Raw genomic sequence first — 16,693 nt, 5'->3', positions numbered from 1 at the left:
ACTGCCTCCGCTCGAAACTCCTTCGCATACGGTGGGCGTGTCTTCCCCACGGTGGACTCCTCTCTGGGGTCTTGACCCCCTAACGATAGGGTGTCCACCAAACCGGGTCAACTCCATTGTACAGCGAACGCGAAGCTAGCGGAAAGGATCTCCCACAGTCCAGCAACCCGGACACCGGGGGCGTCACCTTCGAAGTAGTTGCGAAGAAGCATCGGGCAGCCGGCGGCGCTGACACCGCTCCCCCCCAAAGCGAGTTTATCGAGGGAGGAAAACTTCTAGCGTTTGTCCGGACAAACGGCAGCATGTGAGCGTCTTCATCAGGATCTATGTCTCACCCATGCGAAGCATAAGTTCAGCATGCGAGAGCGCCATCTCCACTATGCCCCCAACCTTTTCCGCTCCATCGATTACTAAATACTCATCTGTCAACGACGCACGTCCATGTCCGAGGCCGATATCGCGCAACACTGGAAGTCCCAACTCAGTAGCAAAAATCGACCACGGCCCGCCGCCCCCAGTAGCTGGCCACCACAAAATATCCAAGCCCGCCGATTCGAACATGTCTTTGGCCGCCCGCACGATGTGGGCGTCAGGCGCGACCCGGGAGCCATCAAACGCCCCAAAAACTTCCGTTTCGATGGCCGAAAAGCCACAAGCGTCCAGGCGCGACCGAAGCGCACGAAGAACCTCGCCGGTCCTCCACGTGCGTGGGATGCGAATGTCGAGAAACGCTTCCGCCAAGTGCGGCAGGGTGAATGTTGGCGTCCCTGGGCCAGTATAACCACTTCGTAGTCCGCTAATGTTAACGCTGGGCCCAAAAAAGTATCGACGGTAGATTTCTGAGTCGTCGAGACCATCGGTAGCCGGTATCATTGCTCCCTGCACCCCCGCGAGGACGCGCTGCCATGGTTCGCCGTGAAACCGCGTGCGAATCGCCTCCATTTCCATCGTTTCGCCCGGGCTCGGCACCCAGTCGCGTGCGCCAAAACCGTCTATGGCAATTCCATTCTCATCAGCACACGTCAGCGTCGCGAGTCCCTGTATGAGTCGCCAAACTGGACTATCTACAACGGACTTGGCCATGCCGTGAATCGGGCCGCCGCGTGGTCCACGCCCCCACAGCGCCCCCGATGAGCGCAACGCTAAGTAGATCATCCCCTTATACCCCAACGTGACATGGGCAATGCCCTCACGATCCTGCGAAGCACCGGGAGTCCAACACGCCGCGCTTCTTGCCAATCGATCGCGGTATCGATCCATCATGTCGCGGTAGTGCGGACTCCCCAAGATCTCGTCACTCTCAGCCAAGAGGTACAAGTTGACGGGCGGTCGGCCAAGTACCGCCCGGCACGCCTCAACCGCGTTGAGCCAGACGCAGAGCGGTCCCTTAACCGCTCGCGCGCCACGACCAACCAGAACGCTCCGGAAAGGAGGCATCTCAACTATCTCCGCACTGAACGGTGGCACTCGCCACCCAACAGGATCCGCGCCACGGACATCGAGCATCCCATAAACGGCGAGCGTTACGGGCGCGCCAGCCTCGTAGGCGCCCCACACTCCGGGCAACCCCGATGTCCGCACGACATCTGCCTCTGTAAACCCGACATCGCGGAGCAAGTCCGCAAACAACCAGGCGCACATTTCGCCCTCGCCGTTCACGGAAACGCTCGGCTGCCGCAGGAACGTTTGCAGCCGCGCCACGTGTCGCTCGCGATTGTTCTCGAGATATCTCCGGATATCGCCAAGTCTAGGATTCATGACTCCCCCTCAACGGGCGTGCACAAGATCAAGCTGTTTTCCCGCGCCTCTTCACCGAGTCCATGGAACTGCTCAAATCGGATACGGTCCTTCTCTTCCGAGGCGCGATCGAGGTGAAAGATCAGGCTGTTACGCTCCTCTGTAACGCGATCCTTCCCCTTCCGGCGGGGCCGCTCTACGCAGATCCTCCTACCGGCACCCCTTCTCGACGTCGCGCTATCCCCCGCTCGGGGGCCGCTCAGCCCGGTCAACAGCTAGCCGGGGAGCCGCTGCTGGGCGGGGGAGATACTTTACCCAAACCGGTCGTTTCTCCGCTACACGTTCGTGTCCGAACCCGGGTGCAGCTCGTAGCCGTTGAGGAGACGGCTCTGGCACATCCCGGTGACCGACGGCTTGTACTCCACGTCGTCAACTGGGAGGAGCACATCCGCTCCTGCCGGTCATGCGTGGCCAAAGACGTAGAGATCGAGCAGGCTCTCACTGAGATCGTGGGGACCACCAACCTCTGGGTGGCACCAGACACGCTTGAAGCGGCCGCTTCGTGATAGTTAACCCAAACAGTCGGCGCCGTAGAACCGACGCCCACAGGAGACACCGGGCTGGCCGTCGAGCTCCTGGGGGTCGTCGAAGATGTCCTGGGTACGACCGATCCAATCGCGTTGCGGCTGATCCGCATTGCCCACGGCCGTCTTGGCACGGGAACAGCATCGGTGAAGGAGTAACCACACCACCGCCAGTGCAAGTGTACTTCAGCCCCGAGGATCAGCCATCACGAACCCTGATTTGCGTTTTCGACCATGCCCAGCGGCAGATTCTCTTCGCGATCTACGACCTCACGAGCCGGCCGATCGCGGATGCGCTCATCCAGGCCAAGCGGCGGCACGTCGACGTCTGGGGCATCATGGACGCGAGAGAGTCGCGATCGCGCGGGAACCTCTACCCTGAACTCAGTCTGCGCTCGGAAACCACCTGGTGTTGCGCTCTGGAACCGGCCGGTACGGCATTATGCACGACAAATGCGCCATGGCGGACGGCGCCATCGTGATCGCTGGCTCGTACAATTGGAGCTACAGCACTGACTACTCAAACCATGAGAACCTCCTCATCCTCACAAGCCCTCGACCTCACCCGCCGATTCGCCGAGAACATCCGCGCCACTTGGTCAAACCAGTAGGCTATAACACGAGCAGGACGCAAGCCATGACTTCCCCGCAGCGCTGGGAGGCCGTGACCGGGTGACAGACTATGAGTACCGAATACGGGGATCGGCAACCATGTAAACGACATCGGCCGTCAAATTAACCAGCACAAACACGATCGCGCTGAACAACACGATGGCCTGAACAAGCGGGAAGTCGCGGCCGCTGATGGCTTGCGCGGCGAGACGCCCCAAGCCGGGCCAGGCGAATACCACCTCCGTCACCACGGCACCGCCCATCACGCTCCCTGCCTGCAGACTCAACATACTGATGACCGGCAGCCACGAGTTTCTCAGGACGTGGCGGACGATGATCCGGCGCGACGCGAGCCCCTTTGCGCGGGCTGTGCGGACGTGGTCTTGCTGCAGCGAAGCGAGCACGCTGGTTCGCATCAACCGGATGACGATGGCGAGATAGTAGGCGCCGAGCGTGACGGCGGGCAGCACGAGGTGCGTTCCCAAGCCGAACCCGCCGGTCGGGAACCAGCCGAGCTGCACCGAGAAATAGAGTATGAGCATCGGCCCCAGCCAGAACACCGGAATGGCCTGGCCGGCCAGCGCCAGGATGCGCGCAGCGTAATCGACGGGGCCGCCGCGGTGCAACGCCGCGTAAATGCCGATGACCACGCCCGCCACCGTGCTCCAGATCAAGGCCGCTGTGGCCAGCGAGACCGTTGCGGGAAGATGTTCGAGCATGAGCGGTACGGCGGGAAGATTGTACCGGATGGATGTCCCGAAATTTCCGTGCAGCGCCTTGATCACATAATGCAGGTACTGTTCGGGGATGGGTTCGTCGAAGCCCAAGAGGTGCCGGTAGCGCTGCATGTCCTGATACGAGGCGTCGGGCGGCAGCATCAGGGCGACGGGGTCGCCGGCGAGGTGGAGGGCGGCAAAGACGATCACCGACACACCGACCACGACGACGGCCGACTGGACGAGCCTCCCGCCGAGATATCGAATCACGGATCGTCTCCGATGCCGTAGACGCGGTGCGCCCGTTCGGCCGACACGAGGAGGTCGCGCACGTCTCGGGCCACGGCGTCGCGGTCGCGCTCCCTCGGCGGGCCCCAGCCTCCACCGCCGGCCGTCTCCAACCGAACGATGGCCCCGCGCGGCACACGGACCGTGGCTTTGGGGGGCAGCAGGACGCTCGCGCCGCCGGGCGGTTGCATCATGCACCGGGAACAACCGCCCGCCGCACCGCCGTCCACGCCCCAGGCCCCGCGTTCTCGCCGATCCGTATGGATGGTCACGGTCGTCCCGTCGGAGAGCGTCTCGAGGGCGCGCCGCAGGCCGACCCCGCCCCGCCGGCGGCCCGCACCGTCGGAATCCGGCACGAGGCTGTACTCGTGAACCCGCAGCGGGTACGCAATCTCCAGCGCTTCAACCGGCGTGTTCCGAGTGTTCGTCATGTTGACGTGGCTACCGTCCGCGCCGTCGCAATCGTGCAGCGCACCCTGGCCGCCGCCATAGGTCTCGACGTAGGTGTACGGGCGGCCCGTGCGCGTGTCGATACCCCCAACGATGAGCGCGTTCATACTGCCGGTCGATGCCGCGGTGACGCGGTGCGGCACGGCTTGGAGGAAGGCGCCGAGCAGCGCGTCCGTGACTTTCTGCGACGATACTGAGTTGAAGAGCGCCACCGCAGCCGGATACCGCGCGTTGACGAGCGTGCCAACGGGCGCCTCGACATCGACCACCCGGGCAATGCCCTCGTTCGACGGCCCGTCCGGATCGAAGACGGCCTTCACGACAAAATACACGCAGGCCAAGGCGCCGGGTTTCGCCGCGTTGAGGGGTCCCTGGACCTGCAGACTGGTACCCGTAAAGTCGACGTGCAGCCGGTCGCCGCGGCGAGACACCGCGACCCGGATCGGGATCGCGTCCTCGCTGAACCCATCGCCTTCGATCACTTCTTCGAAGGCGAACCGCCCGGCCGGCATCGTTTCGAGCGCGGCGCGCAGCCGGCGCGCAGTATAGTCGATCAGCCCCTCGAAATACCGCGGCAGATCACCGGCGTAGCGCTCCCAGAGCTCGACGAGCCGGCGTGACCCCACGTGGTTGCTCGACAACTGGGCCAGGAGATCGCCGGTGAGATCGTCCGGCGTGCGGCTGTTGGCGGCGAAGATTCGCAGGATGTCGCGGTTCAGCGAGCCGCGGTCTTGCAGCCGGACCGGGGGCATCCGGAACCCTTCCTGGTGAAACTCAGACACGCCGAGGGCGGCGCTCCCGGGGGCGAAGCCGCCGACGTCGGCGTGGTGCGCCATGCTGGCGACAATGCCGATCGGTCGACCGCCGGTGAACACCGGGGTGACCACGCAGATGTCCATGAGATGCGTCCCGGTCACGAACGGGTCGTTGGTCACGAGCACATCGCCCGGCTGCAGCCGTTCGATCGGCATCGTCCTCAGGACCGCTTTGACGACGGACGGCATGAGACCCAGATGGAGCGGAATATGCTCCGCCTGTGCCACGAGCGCGCCGTCCGTCGTATAGACGCCGCAGCTGAAATCGCGGCGGTCCCGGATGTTCACGGTGTAGGCGGTACGGGCGAGCGCCGCCCCCATCTCCTCGGCACACGACTGCAGCGCGTTACGCAGCACTTCAAGGCGGATCGGATCGAGCGACACCATGGTCCTCCGCGCCTACACGACTGCGATGATGTTGCCGTAGGGGTCCACGATGGCGTCCTGGCCGTCCAGCACAATGGTCGAGTCTAGTTGCACGACGATCGCCGGGCCGGGGATGCGGTGCCCGGGCGCCAGCCGGTCGCGCGCGTACACCGGGTACACGGCCGTCGCGCCGTCGCGGTCCGTGATCACCCGCCGCTCCCCAATGAGCGCCGTGGATGGATCCGCGTCTCCGACCGGTTCCGGAGCGAACGCCGGGCGCATCAGAGGCGCCACCGACATCACTCGAAGGCTCACGATCTCCGTCGGTCGCCCCTCGTGCGCGTAACCGAACGTGCGGCGGTGCGCCTCTTCGAAGATCCGGGTGATCGGCGCCGGATCGCACTGCTCCACGGGAACCGTCAATTCCGCCCCCTGGCCGCTGTAGCGCACGTCGGCATGCCGGCGGTACACGAGCGAAGCGGCGGGCACCCCTTCCGCGGCGGCGCGCTCGACCGCGCGGGACTCTAGGCGCGCAAACTGCATCGCCAGTTCGGCCGCATCGACGTCCGCCGTCGGGCGCAGCAGGCTGGCCACGAAATCGTGGCGGATGTCGGCCGTCAAGAGCCCCAGGGCACACGCAAGCCCGGGCGCCACCGGAAACACCACGCGCGGAAAACCGGCGGCGCGCGCCAAGTCCAACGCGTGGAGCGGTCCCGCGCCGCCGAACGCCATGAGGACGAACTCGCGCGGATCGTAGCCGCGCTCGACCGTCATGACCCGCATCCCGCGCAGCATGGCGGCGTTCGCGACTTCCAGGACGCCGAACGCCGCGGCCTCCACACAGACGCCGAGCGGCCGCGCCACCCGCTCTTCGATCGCACGCCGCGCGGCGTCTTCATCGAGGACCATCTCGCCGCCGAGAAACCGCCGCGGATCCAGCCGCCCGAGCGCCAGATGCGCGTCTGTCACCGTCGCTTCGGCTCCGCCGCGCCCGTAGCAGGCGGGGCCCGGACGGGCGCCGGCGCTCCGCGGTCCGACCCGGAGGGCGCCCCCTTCGTCGATCCACGCGATGCTGCCGCCGCCGGCGCCGAGCGTGACGATGTCGAACATGGGAGCCCGAATCGGGTAGCCGGCGATCTCATTGTCCAGCGCGACGCCGACCTCCCCGTTCCGCACCAGGCTGACGTCGAAACTCGTTCCGCCCATGTCGATGGCCATGATATTCGTGAAGCCTGCGAGTCCTCCGAGGAACTGTGCGGCGAGCACGCCGCCGGCCGGCCCCGACAGCGCCGTGTGAACCGCGCGGTCTCCGCGCGCCGACGCGGCGGGCATCAGCCCGCCGTTCGACTGCATGACGTATACGCCCGAGCCGAGCCCGATCGCCTCGCATTCGTGCTCCAGCGCTGCGATGTAGTGCCGCAGCACCGGTTCGACATAGGCGTTGACCGCGGTGGTACTGAAACGCTCGTACTCGCGGTGTTCCGGCAGGACAGCGCTCGACAGTGACACGGAAACGTCGGGCGATTCTTCGGCGACGACCGCCGCCGCGGCGCGCTCGTGCTCCGGATTCACGTAGCTGTGCAGGAAACCGACGACGATGGACTCGACGCCGGCCTGCCGCAGCCGCCGCGCGGCCTCCCGGACGTCCTCGACGGCGAGCGGCTCCGCGATCTCGCCACCGGGCAGGATACGCTCGGCCACCTCGATCCGCAGATCGCGCGAGATGAGCGGGGCGGCGCGCCGGGCGCGAAAATCGTACAGCTTCGGCCGCGTCTGGCGTCCGATCGCCAGCACGTCGCGGAAGCCGCGGGTGGTGATCATGCCCACCCGGGCCCCCTTGCGTTCCAGAAGCGCGTTGGTGGCCACCGTCGTGCCGTGCGTGAAGAGCACGACCTCCGGCGCGCGCGCGCCCGAGATCGCGAGCGCACGCGCGATACCGGCGAGCACACCCTCGTGCTGGCGCCCGGGGACGGACGGCACCTTCGCGTAGGCCAGCCGCCCCGTCTCCTCCGCGAACAACACCACGTCCGTGAACGTACCGCCGACGTCGATGCCGAGACGGTATCGAGGCGCAGGCGGTCGCGGCGCTGCGCGGCGAGTGGCGCGTGCCACCGGAGCGGTATTCACGACGCGAGTTCCCCCAGGAGGCACGCGGAGCCGCCGGGGCGTAGCCTCGCGGTGGCGGCCACGGAGAGCAGCACGGCGGACGGAAGCGGGGACGAGATACTCGGACCGGCCTCGCCCGTCAGCGTCCGCAGCTCAACGACCGTCTCGCCCAACGCGACCACGGCGCCCACTGCGGCGTGTCTTACGACAGCGGCCTCGTCCCGGGCGTGAAGTTCCACCGTGCGCTCGATAAGCGGAGGCGGGGGCTGGGGCGCCGCCGGGCTGGGGCGCTCGATCATCCCAAGCGCTCCCAGCACATTGTCGACCGCGCGTTGGTGCAGACGCACCGCATCCTCACGCCACGCCGTTCCGCCGCCCGCCTCGACCAGAACGGCCGGAATGCCCTCACCAGCGAGGACACGGTAGAGTGCCCCCGCGTGGCCCGCCGGGGCGGTGCAGACGTAGCGAACGCCGGACGCCGCCGCGAGCTCCCGGCTGGGCTTGTGCGCGGCGTCGCAGAACGCGAAGTGCTCAACCTCCAAATCCCTGCCGCCGCCGTGGAGATCGACGAAGGCGTCGGCGTGCCCTGCAATGATGGGCAGAAGCCACGACGCGAACCGCTCGGTCCAGGTGTCGCCAGCACTGCCGAACGCGCGGTTGAGATTCACCCCGTCGGCGGGGTGTGCCGCGGTGCCGGCCAGAAATGCGGGCATGTTGAGGACGGGAACGGCGAGCACGGCGCCTCGTAGATCCGCGAAGGACGCCCTCTCAATCCACCGCAGCACCGCCACGACTCCGTCCACTTCGTCGCCGTGCAGGCTCGCCTGGACCCACAGGGTCGGCCCAGACTGGCGTCCCTGCACCGCGACGACCGGAATTCGCACCGGGGCATGGGCGGCGGCCTCGAACGTCAGGAAGCCGGCCGCCCGGCTCCCCGGCTCGAGATGGAGACCCGCTTCAGAGAGTCGCAACATCCGCCGGTGCCGGCGCCTGCCGTCCGCCGTCCGGAGAGAAGTCAGGTACTGCGGCGGCGATCCGCTCGGCGGAAAGAAGCACGCGCTGCGCCAAGCGGTTGAGCGCCTCGCGGGTACGCACGTCCTGCACGGGCACCGATACGCTGAGCGCCATCCTCGGCACCGCCCCGCCCGTGCGGATCGGCGCGCCGACCGACGCCACACCCAGCGTGCTCTCTTCCATGGTCACCGAAAAACCCCGCTTCTGGACCTGGGCCAATTCTCGGCGAAACGCCGCCGCGGTGGTGATGGTATGCGGCGTCCGCGGCGGTAGCCCGTGCGCCCGCACAGTGTCGGCGACTTCCGCGTCGTCGAGCGACGCGAGTAGCGCCTTGCCGATGGCCGTGCAGTGCACATAGAAGCGGTCTCCAGCGTGGACGCTCACCTTGACCGGCCCTTGGCCCTCCCGGGCGGCCAACACCAGCACGCGTCCTCCGTCGACGCGCCCGACATGGGAGGTCACGTCCTTCAGTTCCGTCTCCATCTCACGAATCGCCGCGCGCAGCAACCGATGATCCTCGGCGAAGCCGCTGGCGATGCCACGGGCGAGCGGACCGAGCCGGTAGCGCCCGTCGGCATCGGTCTGCAGCATCCCGGTCGCGGCAAGTGTGTGCGCGATGCGGTGGAGGGCGCTGCGGGGTACGCCAAGCGTCCGGGAACACTCGCGGATCCCAACCGGCCCGCCGGTGCTTGAGACGTAGCGGAGCAGCATGACAGCCCGTTCTACGGCTTGAACCCGCTGCATCGTGGACCTCGATATTGGGACATCTCGTCCCGACATTCATGCCTGGTCTCCAATTCGCGTCTCCCGCCCATCGGTCCTCCCTCAGGGATTCAGCTTATCAGCTTAACTTATCAGCTTAACCGAAGAAGGAGGTACCCGTGCCACCGGGAATAGATCTGGCATATTCCGGGACAGGCTGTCCCATAATATGAGGGGGTCTCAATGCGACGAGCAGCCATCCGGCGCACCGCCGTCGTTCTGATGGTTTCGACTCTCCCACTCCTCGCGCTGTGGACGCCGACCACGGCCGCGCCCGCGCCAGCGACGGTCACGATCGCCCGCGCCGCGGCGACACTCGGGATGGACCCCGGCTTTCTCCGGGAGCCGGGCACTATCGTCGACAACATCTTCGACACGCTGGTGATCCGCGACCAAACCATGAAACTGACGCCGGGGCTCGCCACCTCCTGGCGTCTCCTCAACCCGACGACGTGGCAGTTCGTGCTTCGCCGCAACGTGAAGTTCCACAACGGCGGGCCGTTCGACGCGAACGCGGTGAAGTTTACCGTGGATCGCGTCCTGGACCCGGCGAAGCACTCGCCTACGATTTCGTACATCAACACCGTGACCCGGGTGGACGTCGTCGATCCGTACACCGTGAACGTGGTCACCGCTCAGCCGGACCCGCTCATCCCGACCAGGTTCAGCCGCTATCCGACCGAAATCGTCCCGCCCGCCTACGTCGAGCGGGTGGGCGACGCCGGATTCGCCGCGCACCCGGTCGGCACCGGCCCGTACGCATTCGTCCGGTGGGCCAAGGACGACTACGTCGAGTTGGCCGCCAACAACGACTACTGGCGGGGCGCACCCAAGGTGAAGCACGTCTTGTTCCGCTGGGTCCCGAACGACGTCGACCGCATCGCGGCCCTGCAGCGGCAGGAGGCCGACATCATCGAGCCGGTGCCGGTGTCCTGGGTGGCCACGGTCGAGCGCAGCCCGCAGTTGCGCGTGGAGCGCGTGCCGCACGGCGGGCTCACGATCTACTTTGGCCTGAAGACCGACACGGCGCCGCTCGATAAGGCGAACGTCCGGCGCGCGCTCGCGTACGCGATGGATCTGCCAACGATCGTGAAAACGATCCTGCGCGGCTTCGCCACCATCAGCGGGACGCAGGTGGGCGCCTTCGACTTCGGGTACGATGCGAAGATCACACCCTATCCGTACGACCCGGCGCGTGCGAAGAGCCTCCTCGCCGAAGCGGGCTTCCCCGAAGGGTTCGCGATCGACATGCAGGGAACAAGCCGGTACCTTATGGGCGCCGAAGTGTCGCAGGCCATCGCCCAGGAGTTCGCTGCGGTCGGCGTGCGGGCGAAACTCAGCGTTCCGGAGTGGACGGTGTACGCACAACTCGTCCCGGTCCATAAGCAAGCGCCGATCTACATGCTCGGCTGGGGGAGCACGCAAACACTCGACGCCGACGCGGCAATCTACCCGATCTTGCACTCCGACCAGCCGTATTCGACGGTCAACATGCCTGAACTGGACCGGCTCTTGGACGACGCGCGGCATGCCACGGACCCGTCCGCGCGCCTCGCTCTCTACACGAAGATCCAGGAATTCGTCCACGACCAGGTGCCTCTCCTGACGCTGTACCAAGAGGATAGCCTCTATGGCCTGGACTCGAGAGTCGCCTGGACGCCGCGGCCGGACGCGCGCATCCAGGTCGCGGACATCAAGCTCCGGTAAGCGGTGCTGAACGCGCGGACGCTGTGCGCGATGCCCGGGCCGGCGGTCACGACCGCACCGGCGCGCCCTCGTCGTTTCCGAGGCGCTGCGGAAGGCTTCGCCGGCATGGCGCTAGTCTCGTTCCTGCTGGCCGCCGCAATCGCGGCGCCGCGGTTCGGCGGCGGACCGACCGCCCAAAACCTCGGCCTCACGCTCGTGCCGCCCGGCGCCGCGGGGCACCTGTGCGGCACCGACGCCCTGGGCCGCGACCTCTGCGCGCGGACGTTCGTCGGCGTGCGTGTCTCACTACTCGTGTCCGCGGCCGCCGCGGCGATCGCGCTGGTGCTGGGCGTCACGCTGGGGCTCGTGAGCGGCTACTATGGCGGACGGGCGGACGCGATCATCATGCGGTTGGTCGACGTGCAGCTCGCCGTGCCGTTCGTGTTGCTGACGTTGCTCGTGGTCGCGGTCCTGGGACCCGGCATTCGGAATCTGGTGTTGGTCATGGGCATCACCGGGTGGGTCACCTATGCCCGCGTGGCGCGGGGGGAGGCGCTCGCGCTGCGTGAACGCGAGTACGTCAGCGCAGCCAGGGCCTCGGGCGCGACCGACGCGCGCATTCTCGGCCGGCACATGCTGCCGAACATGGGCGCGACGCTGCTCGTCGTGCTCACGATCGACTTGGCCCGGTTCGTGCTGCTCGAAGGCACGATGAGCTTTCTGGGATTCGGCGTGCAACCCCCGACGCCGAGCCTCGGCGCGCTGCTCAACGAGGGGCTCAATTCCATCGCCATCGCGTGGTGGCCTGTCATGATCCCGGGGCTGGCACTGGCGATCTTGCTGCTCGGCATCAACCTCTGGGGCGACTGGTTGGCGGATCGCCTGACGGGTTCGCCCGCGGCATGAGATTCCACAAAAGGAGCGTGTCGATGTCGGAAGATTTCCTAAGCCTGCGGGTCGGCGGGCACACCTGCCGGTTGCGGCTGCTGCTGGACCGTGCGCCGAATACGTGCACGTCGCTGAAAGCCGTCCTGCCGGTGCAGAGTCATCTCGTGCGCGCGAAGTTCGCCGGTGACGAGGTCTACTTCATGGTCCCCGGCGCATGGCCGGCGGAAAACCCGGCGACCGGGGTCGAGGCCGGAGACGTCGGCTATTACCCCGACCGGCAGACGGTGTGCATTTTCTACGGCGGCATCGTGCCGTTCGGCTCGGTCGGACTGTTCGCCCGAGTGGCCGACGGCCTGGATGCGCTGCGCGCCGTCGGACCGGACCTGTGGCGTCACGGCGCACTCCCAATCCGCCTCGACATCGAGGACGACCAATGAGCGCCGAAGCGGTCGCGGCGGAAATCCGCGATGCTGTCACAACCGGCTGGGGTACCCCTCCGGCGGATCTCGACGGGATCGCGGCGGCCCACCGGCCGCCGAGCCGAGACATGGTCAAACGGCTCTACGCCAACTTCGACCTCTATTGGACGGCCGGTTTCCTGTACTTTGCGTGCCGCGACGTCCGCGCGGGGCGCGAGGACTGGACGCGGGTGCGGCGGCTCCTCGCCGGCATGGCCGCCACGTGCGCCGGACGGCTGGAGTTGTGGAAGTGCGCAGCGGCGGCCGCCGTGCTGCGAAAGGCCGCCTCCGCCATCGATGACGCGGAGACCGCCCCCGAGGGATTGGATGTCGTCGACGCGGTGGTGCTGTACCTCAACCGGCTCCAGAGCTGGGTCGATGCATCGATACCGTGGAGCGCCCTCGACGCGGTGGCGCCACTGGACATCCGGGGGTTGAAAGCGTGAAGCATCCGACCGATTTTCCGCGCGTCCCGCTCGCGGTGCTGCCCACGCCGCTTGAACCGCTGGAGCGGCTCGGCCGCGCCCTCGATATGCGGCTCTGGATGAAGCGCGACGATTACACAGGGCTCGGCGGGGGCGGCAACAAGGTCCGCAAGCTCGAGTTTCTCATGCCGGAGGCGATCCGGCAACGCGCCGACGTGATCATCACGACGGGCGGCCACCAGTCGAATCACGCCCGCATCGTCGCAGCCGCGGCGCGCCGGTTCGGCATGGACTCACTGCTCGTCCTCCGGGGCGCCGCTCCGAACACCTGGCAGGGCAACCTGCTGCTCGACCGTCTGCTCGGCGCCGAACTGGACTTTCTGCCGTACGATGAATACCTGGACCTCGTCGCAGCGCGGATCGAGGCCCGCGCGGAGGAACTCCGCGCCGCGGGCCGGCGTCCGTACGTCATCCCGCTCGGCGGCGCATCGGCGGAAGGCGCGCTCGGCTACGTCCTGGCGGTGGAAGAACTGGCGGAGCAGTGGACGCGGCTCGACGATCGCGGCCCGGACTACGTCGTCGCGGCGGCCGGCTCGGCCGGAACGCTCGCGGGACTGCTCGTGGGGCTCGAGCGCGTCTGGCCGGAGACGCGGCTGCTCGGCATCAGCGTCGCGTGGCCGGCGGACCGCGTGCGCGAGCGGACGCTTGAGCTCGCCGCGGACACACGCGCACTTCTCGGATGGACGGAGACTGGCGCGCACGAAGCGCTGATCCTCACCGACGAGCACGTGGGGCCTCGGTACGCGGTGCCGACGGACGGCGGGATCGCGGCGATCCGTCAGACGGCGCAGACCGAGGGGATCATGCTGGACCCCGTCTACACGGGGAAGGCGATGGACGGGCTGATCGCGCTCGCGCGGAACGGCCGTCTCGGCCGATCGCCGCGGGTGGTCTTCGTCCATACCGGCGGCATGCCGAGCGTGTTTGCGTTCGCCGACGCCCTGCTCTCTGCGGAGTCCGCTGCCCGGTGACGGCGCGAGGCGCGCCCGCGCGGGGACCGGTGTGACACTGCCGGACATCGCCGTTCGGTTTCTCAGCCGGCACGACGTGGTCGCCTGCGGCGCGCTCGACATGCATGCCGCCGTCGCCGACGTTGAGGCGACCCTGCGCCTGCAGAATGCCGGCGAGACGATCATGCCGCCCGAAACGGTGCTCCGCTGGCACGCGACGGTGGACCGCCACGCGGCGGGCGAAGACGAAACGGGCGCCTATGCGCTGCCGGCGTACCTGGGCGGACCCGAACCCGTGGCCGGCATCAAATGGACGGCGCACCGTGTGTCTCACGGCGCACCGGACGGGCAGGAACCCGCCGTCATGGGGCTCATTGTGCTGACGGATCCAAAATCGGGCCGTCCGTTCGCGGTCATGGAGAGCGCACTCATCGGCGCGGTCCGGACGGCGGCTACCACAGGCGTCGCGCTTCAGCGCCTGCGGCGGACCGACGCCGCGACCGTGACCCTCATCGGTGCCGGACTCCAGGCGGAGATGCATCTGCGCATGCTGGCGGCGGCGCTGCCGGGGGCGCGTCGTCTCGTCCTCGCGAATCGCACCCGCGACCACGCGGAGCGGCTGGTGCGCAGACTGACCAGTCTTCCGTGGACGCCGGAGGTGAGCGACCTCGGTCCGCCAGCGGTGGAAGAGAGCGACGTCGTGATCGCATGCACCGCCGCAGCGTCGCCGTTCGTTCACGCCGGCTGGGTGCATCGCGGCATGGCGGCGGTGAGCATCGGGCCGTATGAGTTCTCATATGATGCGGTGCGTGCGTTCGACGCCGTCGTCGTGGACGCGTGGGGGGATTTCAAGCGCACGAGTCTCAAAGGGTTGTTCCGGATGTACCGGGACGGACAGTTCGAGGAATCCGCCGTGGCGGCCGATCTGGGCGCGCTCGTCGCGGGCGCCCGCGAGGTCCCGCGCGAGTCGTCGGTCTTCGTGAGCGTCTTCGGCCTGAGCATCTTCGACATCGCCGTGGCTACGCGAATCGCGCGGGCCGCGGAGGAGCGTGGCGCCGGCCGCACGTTCCCCCTGTTCCGGTAGCTGGGCGCCAGCCAGCGTCCGCTGCACGCGAGGTGACACCATGATGTGGCAAGGCATCGTCGAGACGATCCACATTGCGGACGCAGCAAGGGCGCCGATGCGCTCCGTCGCGGAGGCGCGCGCGGTCGAGGGGCGCGGGCTCGAGGGCGACCGCTACTTCAGCGGAACCGGGACTTGGTCCGGCACGCGAACGGCCGGGCCGCTGACGCTCATCGAGGCGGAGACGATCGACACGCTGCAGCGCGACCACGGCATCGTGGTCGCACCGGGCGACTGCCGTCGCAACATCGTGACGCGCGGCGTGCCGCTGGCTCATCTGGTCGGCGCCGGTTTCCGCATCGGGGCGGTCGAGGTACGCGGGATCAGACTGGTCGAGCCCTGCGATCACCTCGCCAAATTGACGGACCGGCGCGTGCTTGCCGCGCTGGTACATCGAGGCGGGTTGCGGGCCGACATCGTGAGCGGCGGGATCATCCGTGTTGGGGACGTGGTCGAACCGATCTTGACCTAGGTCCGGGTGCCTGCCGTCTCTAATCCAGCCCTCACTACGGGCGCACCCGCGCCCTCGAGATGCCGAGACCGGCGCATCGCTGGGTGGATCGCTCCGCTTCTAGCATCTTCCTGGTGATCCGGCCGCGCATGATCCCCAAATTGGCACGTAGCGCGCCGTCGGGAGTAACGAGTAGTCCGTTCGCCACGACGAGGTCGTGCCCCATCGTCCCGTTCCGAATTCGCCACGGTCTTAGAACGGCCTTGCGCCGTCTAGGGAAGCGTGGTCAGCCGGTCTGCCAAAAGGCGCCGCCGTGATCGCTGTCGACATCGGTTGCAACAGTGACTGTGCCCGCGCCCCTTACTCCCCATCTCTGTTGACGACCAAGTCCAACGACGGCCCGATGAGCGTCGAGAGCGCCTACCATTCGCCGGCAGAGACGTAGCATAGAGCGCGGCGAAGACCCGCACGTATTTCGACCGCCTCAAAACAACGCACCCCACCGCGTTCACAATATCCGCGCTGGTGCCTCCCATGCCGAATGCCGCGACTCTCGGCCATCCGGCCTGGCGAGCGATCTGGAACGCCCCGCCACCCCCGACGCGAGGCCCGACAGCAACGTAGTTTAGTGGCTCTACCGGCTTTCGTGTGGGTACAGATCCAGCCCTCCGCAATGAAAGTAGATGGCGGTCTTGAAGTGCTCAGCGTTCCGGAACCCCCGCGCGGTCTTCTTGACCCACTGGATCGTGTCATTCACGGCTTCGCGGCCTGCGTTGGTGAGTCGGTGCCGCAGGTAGGTCAGGACGTTCGGCAAGTGGCGGCGGATCAACCATGCCACCTGCGCCATCGGCTTCAGCCGGCTGTGGGTCGCTCGCCAGAACCACCGCGCGAAGAACGTCTGCGCCACACCGCGGTAGGTGTACTCTCAGAACTGGCGGAACCGTTCCTTGAGCGTCCAGGCACGAGCGACCTTCAGGTCACTGCCCACCAACTGCCGCATCTGCCGGCGCTGCTCCGGCCGTAGCTCGCCGGGACGCCGCAGCCAGAGGTACTTGGTCCCGGTGAGCCTGCCCCGGTTCGGTGGAGGGTGAATCTCTTTCGTGTTTGCCTGTTATCACCACCTCTCGCATTGTTGTTGTTCTTCTCTCCCGCGGCCGCCGGCGTCATCGCCCGACGGCCGTATCTGATCGTCTTCCCCTCTC

13 protein-coding genes and 1 pseudogene are annotated in these 16,693 nt (G+C 67.2%); 7 read left to right on the top strand and 7 right to left on the bottom strand.

The window, feature by feature from the left end; all coding sequences use genetic code 11:
- Positions 1–324: 324 nt before the first annotated feature.
- The 6 genes from VKZ50_12485 to VKZ50_12460 all read right to left on the bottom strand — a co-directional run bounded on the left by VKZ50_12485 (position 325) and on the right by VKZ50_12460 (position 9,432).
- Positions 325–1,506 (bottom strand): M20/M25/M40 family metallo-hydrolase, encoded by a 1,182-nt coding sequence (locus tag VKZ50_12485; protein HLJ60536.1) that lies wholly within the window; start codon positions 1,504–1,506, stop codon positions 325–327.
- A gap of 1,495 nt (positions 1,507–3,001) precedes the next feature.
- Positions 3,002–3,919 (bottom strand): ABC transporter permease, encoded by a 918-nt coding sequence (locus VKZ50_12480; GenBank protein ID HLJ60535.1) that lies wholly within the window; start codon positions 3,917–3,919, stop codon positions 3,002–3,004.
- Complete coding sequence (locus VKZ50_12475; GenBank protein ID HLJ60534.1) at positions 3,916–5,586, bottom strand: hydantoinase B/oxoprolinase family protein; 1,671 nt, start codon at positions 5,584–5,586, stop codon at positions 3,916–3,918. Before VKZ50_12475 ends, VKZ50_12480 begins: the two co-directional genes overlap by 4 nt.
- A 15-nt stretch (positions 5,587–5,601) precedes the next feature.
- Entirely contained in the window at positions 5,602–7,680 is a 2,079-nt protein-coding gene (locus VKZ50_12470; protein HLJ60533.1) for a hydantoinase/oxoprolinase family protein, read from the bottom strand.
- 11 nt (positions 7,681–7,691) lie between these two features.
- The gene (locus VKZ50_12465) at positions 7,692–8,648 is read right to left on the bottom strand and encodes a succinylglutamate desuccinylase/aspartoacylase family protein (GenBank protein HLJ60532.1); all 957 of its coding nucleotides are present in this window, start codon (positions 8,646–8,648) and stop codon (positions 7,692–7,694) included.
- Positions 8,632–9,432: an IclR family transcriptional regulator gene (locus VKZ50_12460; protein HLJ60531.1), complete on the bottom strand. Its 801-nt coding sequence runs from the start codon at positions 9,430–9,432 to the stop codon at positions 8,632–8,634. The genes VKZ50_12465 and VKZ50_12460 overlap by 17 nt, the downstream gene beginning before the upstream one ends.
- Before the next feature lie 201 nt (positions 9,433–9,633).
- On the opposite strand from VKZ50_12460, the gene VKZ50_12455 reads away from it, so the two are divergent.
- The 7 genes from VKZ50_12455 to VKZ50_12425 all read left to right on the top strand — a co-directional run bounded on the left by VKZ50_12455 (position 9,634) and on the right by VKZ50_12425 (position 15,512).
- Complete coding sequence (locus tag VKZ50_12455; protein HLJ60530.1) at positions 9,634–11,157, top strand: ABC transporter substrate-binding protein; 1,524 nt, start codon at positions 9,634–9,636, stop codon at positions 11,155–11,157.
- Positions 11,158–11,262: 105 nt separating this feature from the next.
- The gene (locus tag VKZ50_12450; protein ID HLJ60529.1) at positions 11,263–12,042 is read left to right on the top strand and encodes an ABC transporter permease; all 780 of its coding nucleotides are present in this window, start codon (positions 11,263–11,265) and stop codon (positions 12,040–12,042) included.
- A gap of 23 nt (positions 12,043–12,065) precedes the next feature.
- The gene (locus tag VKZ50_12445; GenBank protein HLJ60528.1) at positions 12,066–12,461 is read left to right on the top strand and encodes a cyclophilin-like fold protein; all 396 of its coding nucleotides are present in this window, start codon (positions 12,066–12,068) and stop codon (positions 12,459–12,461) included.
- Positions 12,458–12,928, top strand: a complete 471-nt coding sequence (locus VKZ50_12440; GenBank protein ID HLJ60527.1) for a hypothetical protein — start codon at positions 12,458–12,460, stop codon at positions 12,926–12,928. Before VKZ50_12445 ends, VKZ50_12440 begins: the two co-directional genes overlap by 4 nt.
- Positions 12,925–13,938, top strand: coding sequence for a D-cysteine desulfhydrase family protein (locus VKZ50_12435; GenBank protein HLJ60526.1), 1,014 nt, complete (start codon positions 12,925–12,927; stop codon positions 13,936–13,938). The genes VKZ50_12440 and VKZ50_12435 overlap by 4 nt, the downstream gene beginning before the upstream one ends.
- 31 nt (positions 13,939–13,969) lie before the next feature.
- Positions 13,970–15,001, top strand: coding sequence for a hypothetical protein (locus VKZ50_12430; GenBank protein HLJ60525.1), 1,032 nt, complete (start codon positions 13,970–13,972; stop codon positions 14,999–15,001).
- Between the two features lie 40 nt (positions 15,002–15,041).
- Positions 15,042–15,512: an MOSC domain-containing protein gene (locus VKZ50_12425; protein ID HLJ60524.1), complete on the top strand. Its 471-nt coding sequence runs from the start codon at positions 15,042–15,044 to the stop codon at positions 15,510–15,512.
- Positions 15,513–16,125: 613 nt separating this feature from the next.
- Here VKZ50_12425 and VKZ50_12420 read toward each other — a convergent pair.
- Positions 16,126–16,584 (bottom strand): annotated as a pseudogene (locus tag VKZ50_12420) (transposase).
- Positions 16,585–16,693 lie beyond the last annotated feature (109 nt).

Source organism: bacterium (assembly GCA_035295165.1).
Taxonomy (GTDB): domain Bacteria; phylum Sysuimicrobiota; class Sysuimicrobiia; order Sysuimicrobiales; family Segetimicrobiaceae; genus JAJPIA01.
Note: the sequence above shows the minus strand (reverse complement) of the source record. Positions and strands in the feature narration are given on the sequence as shown.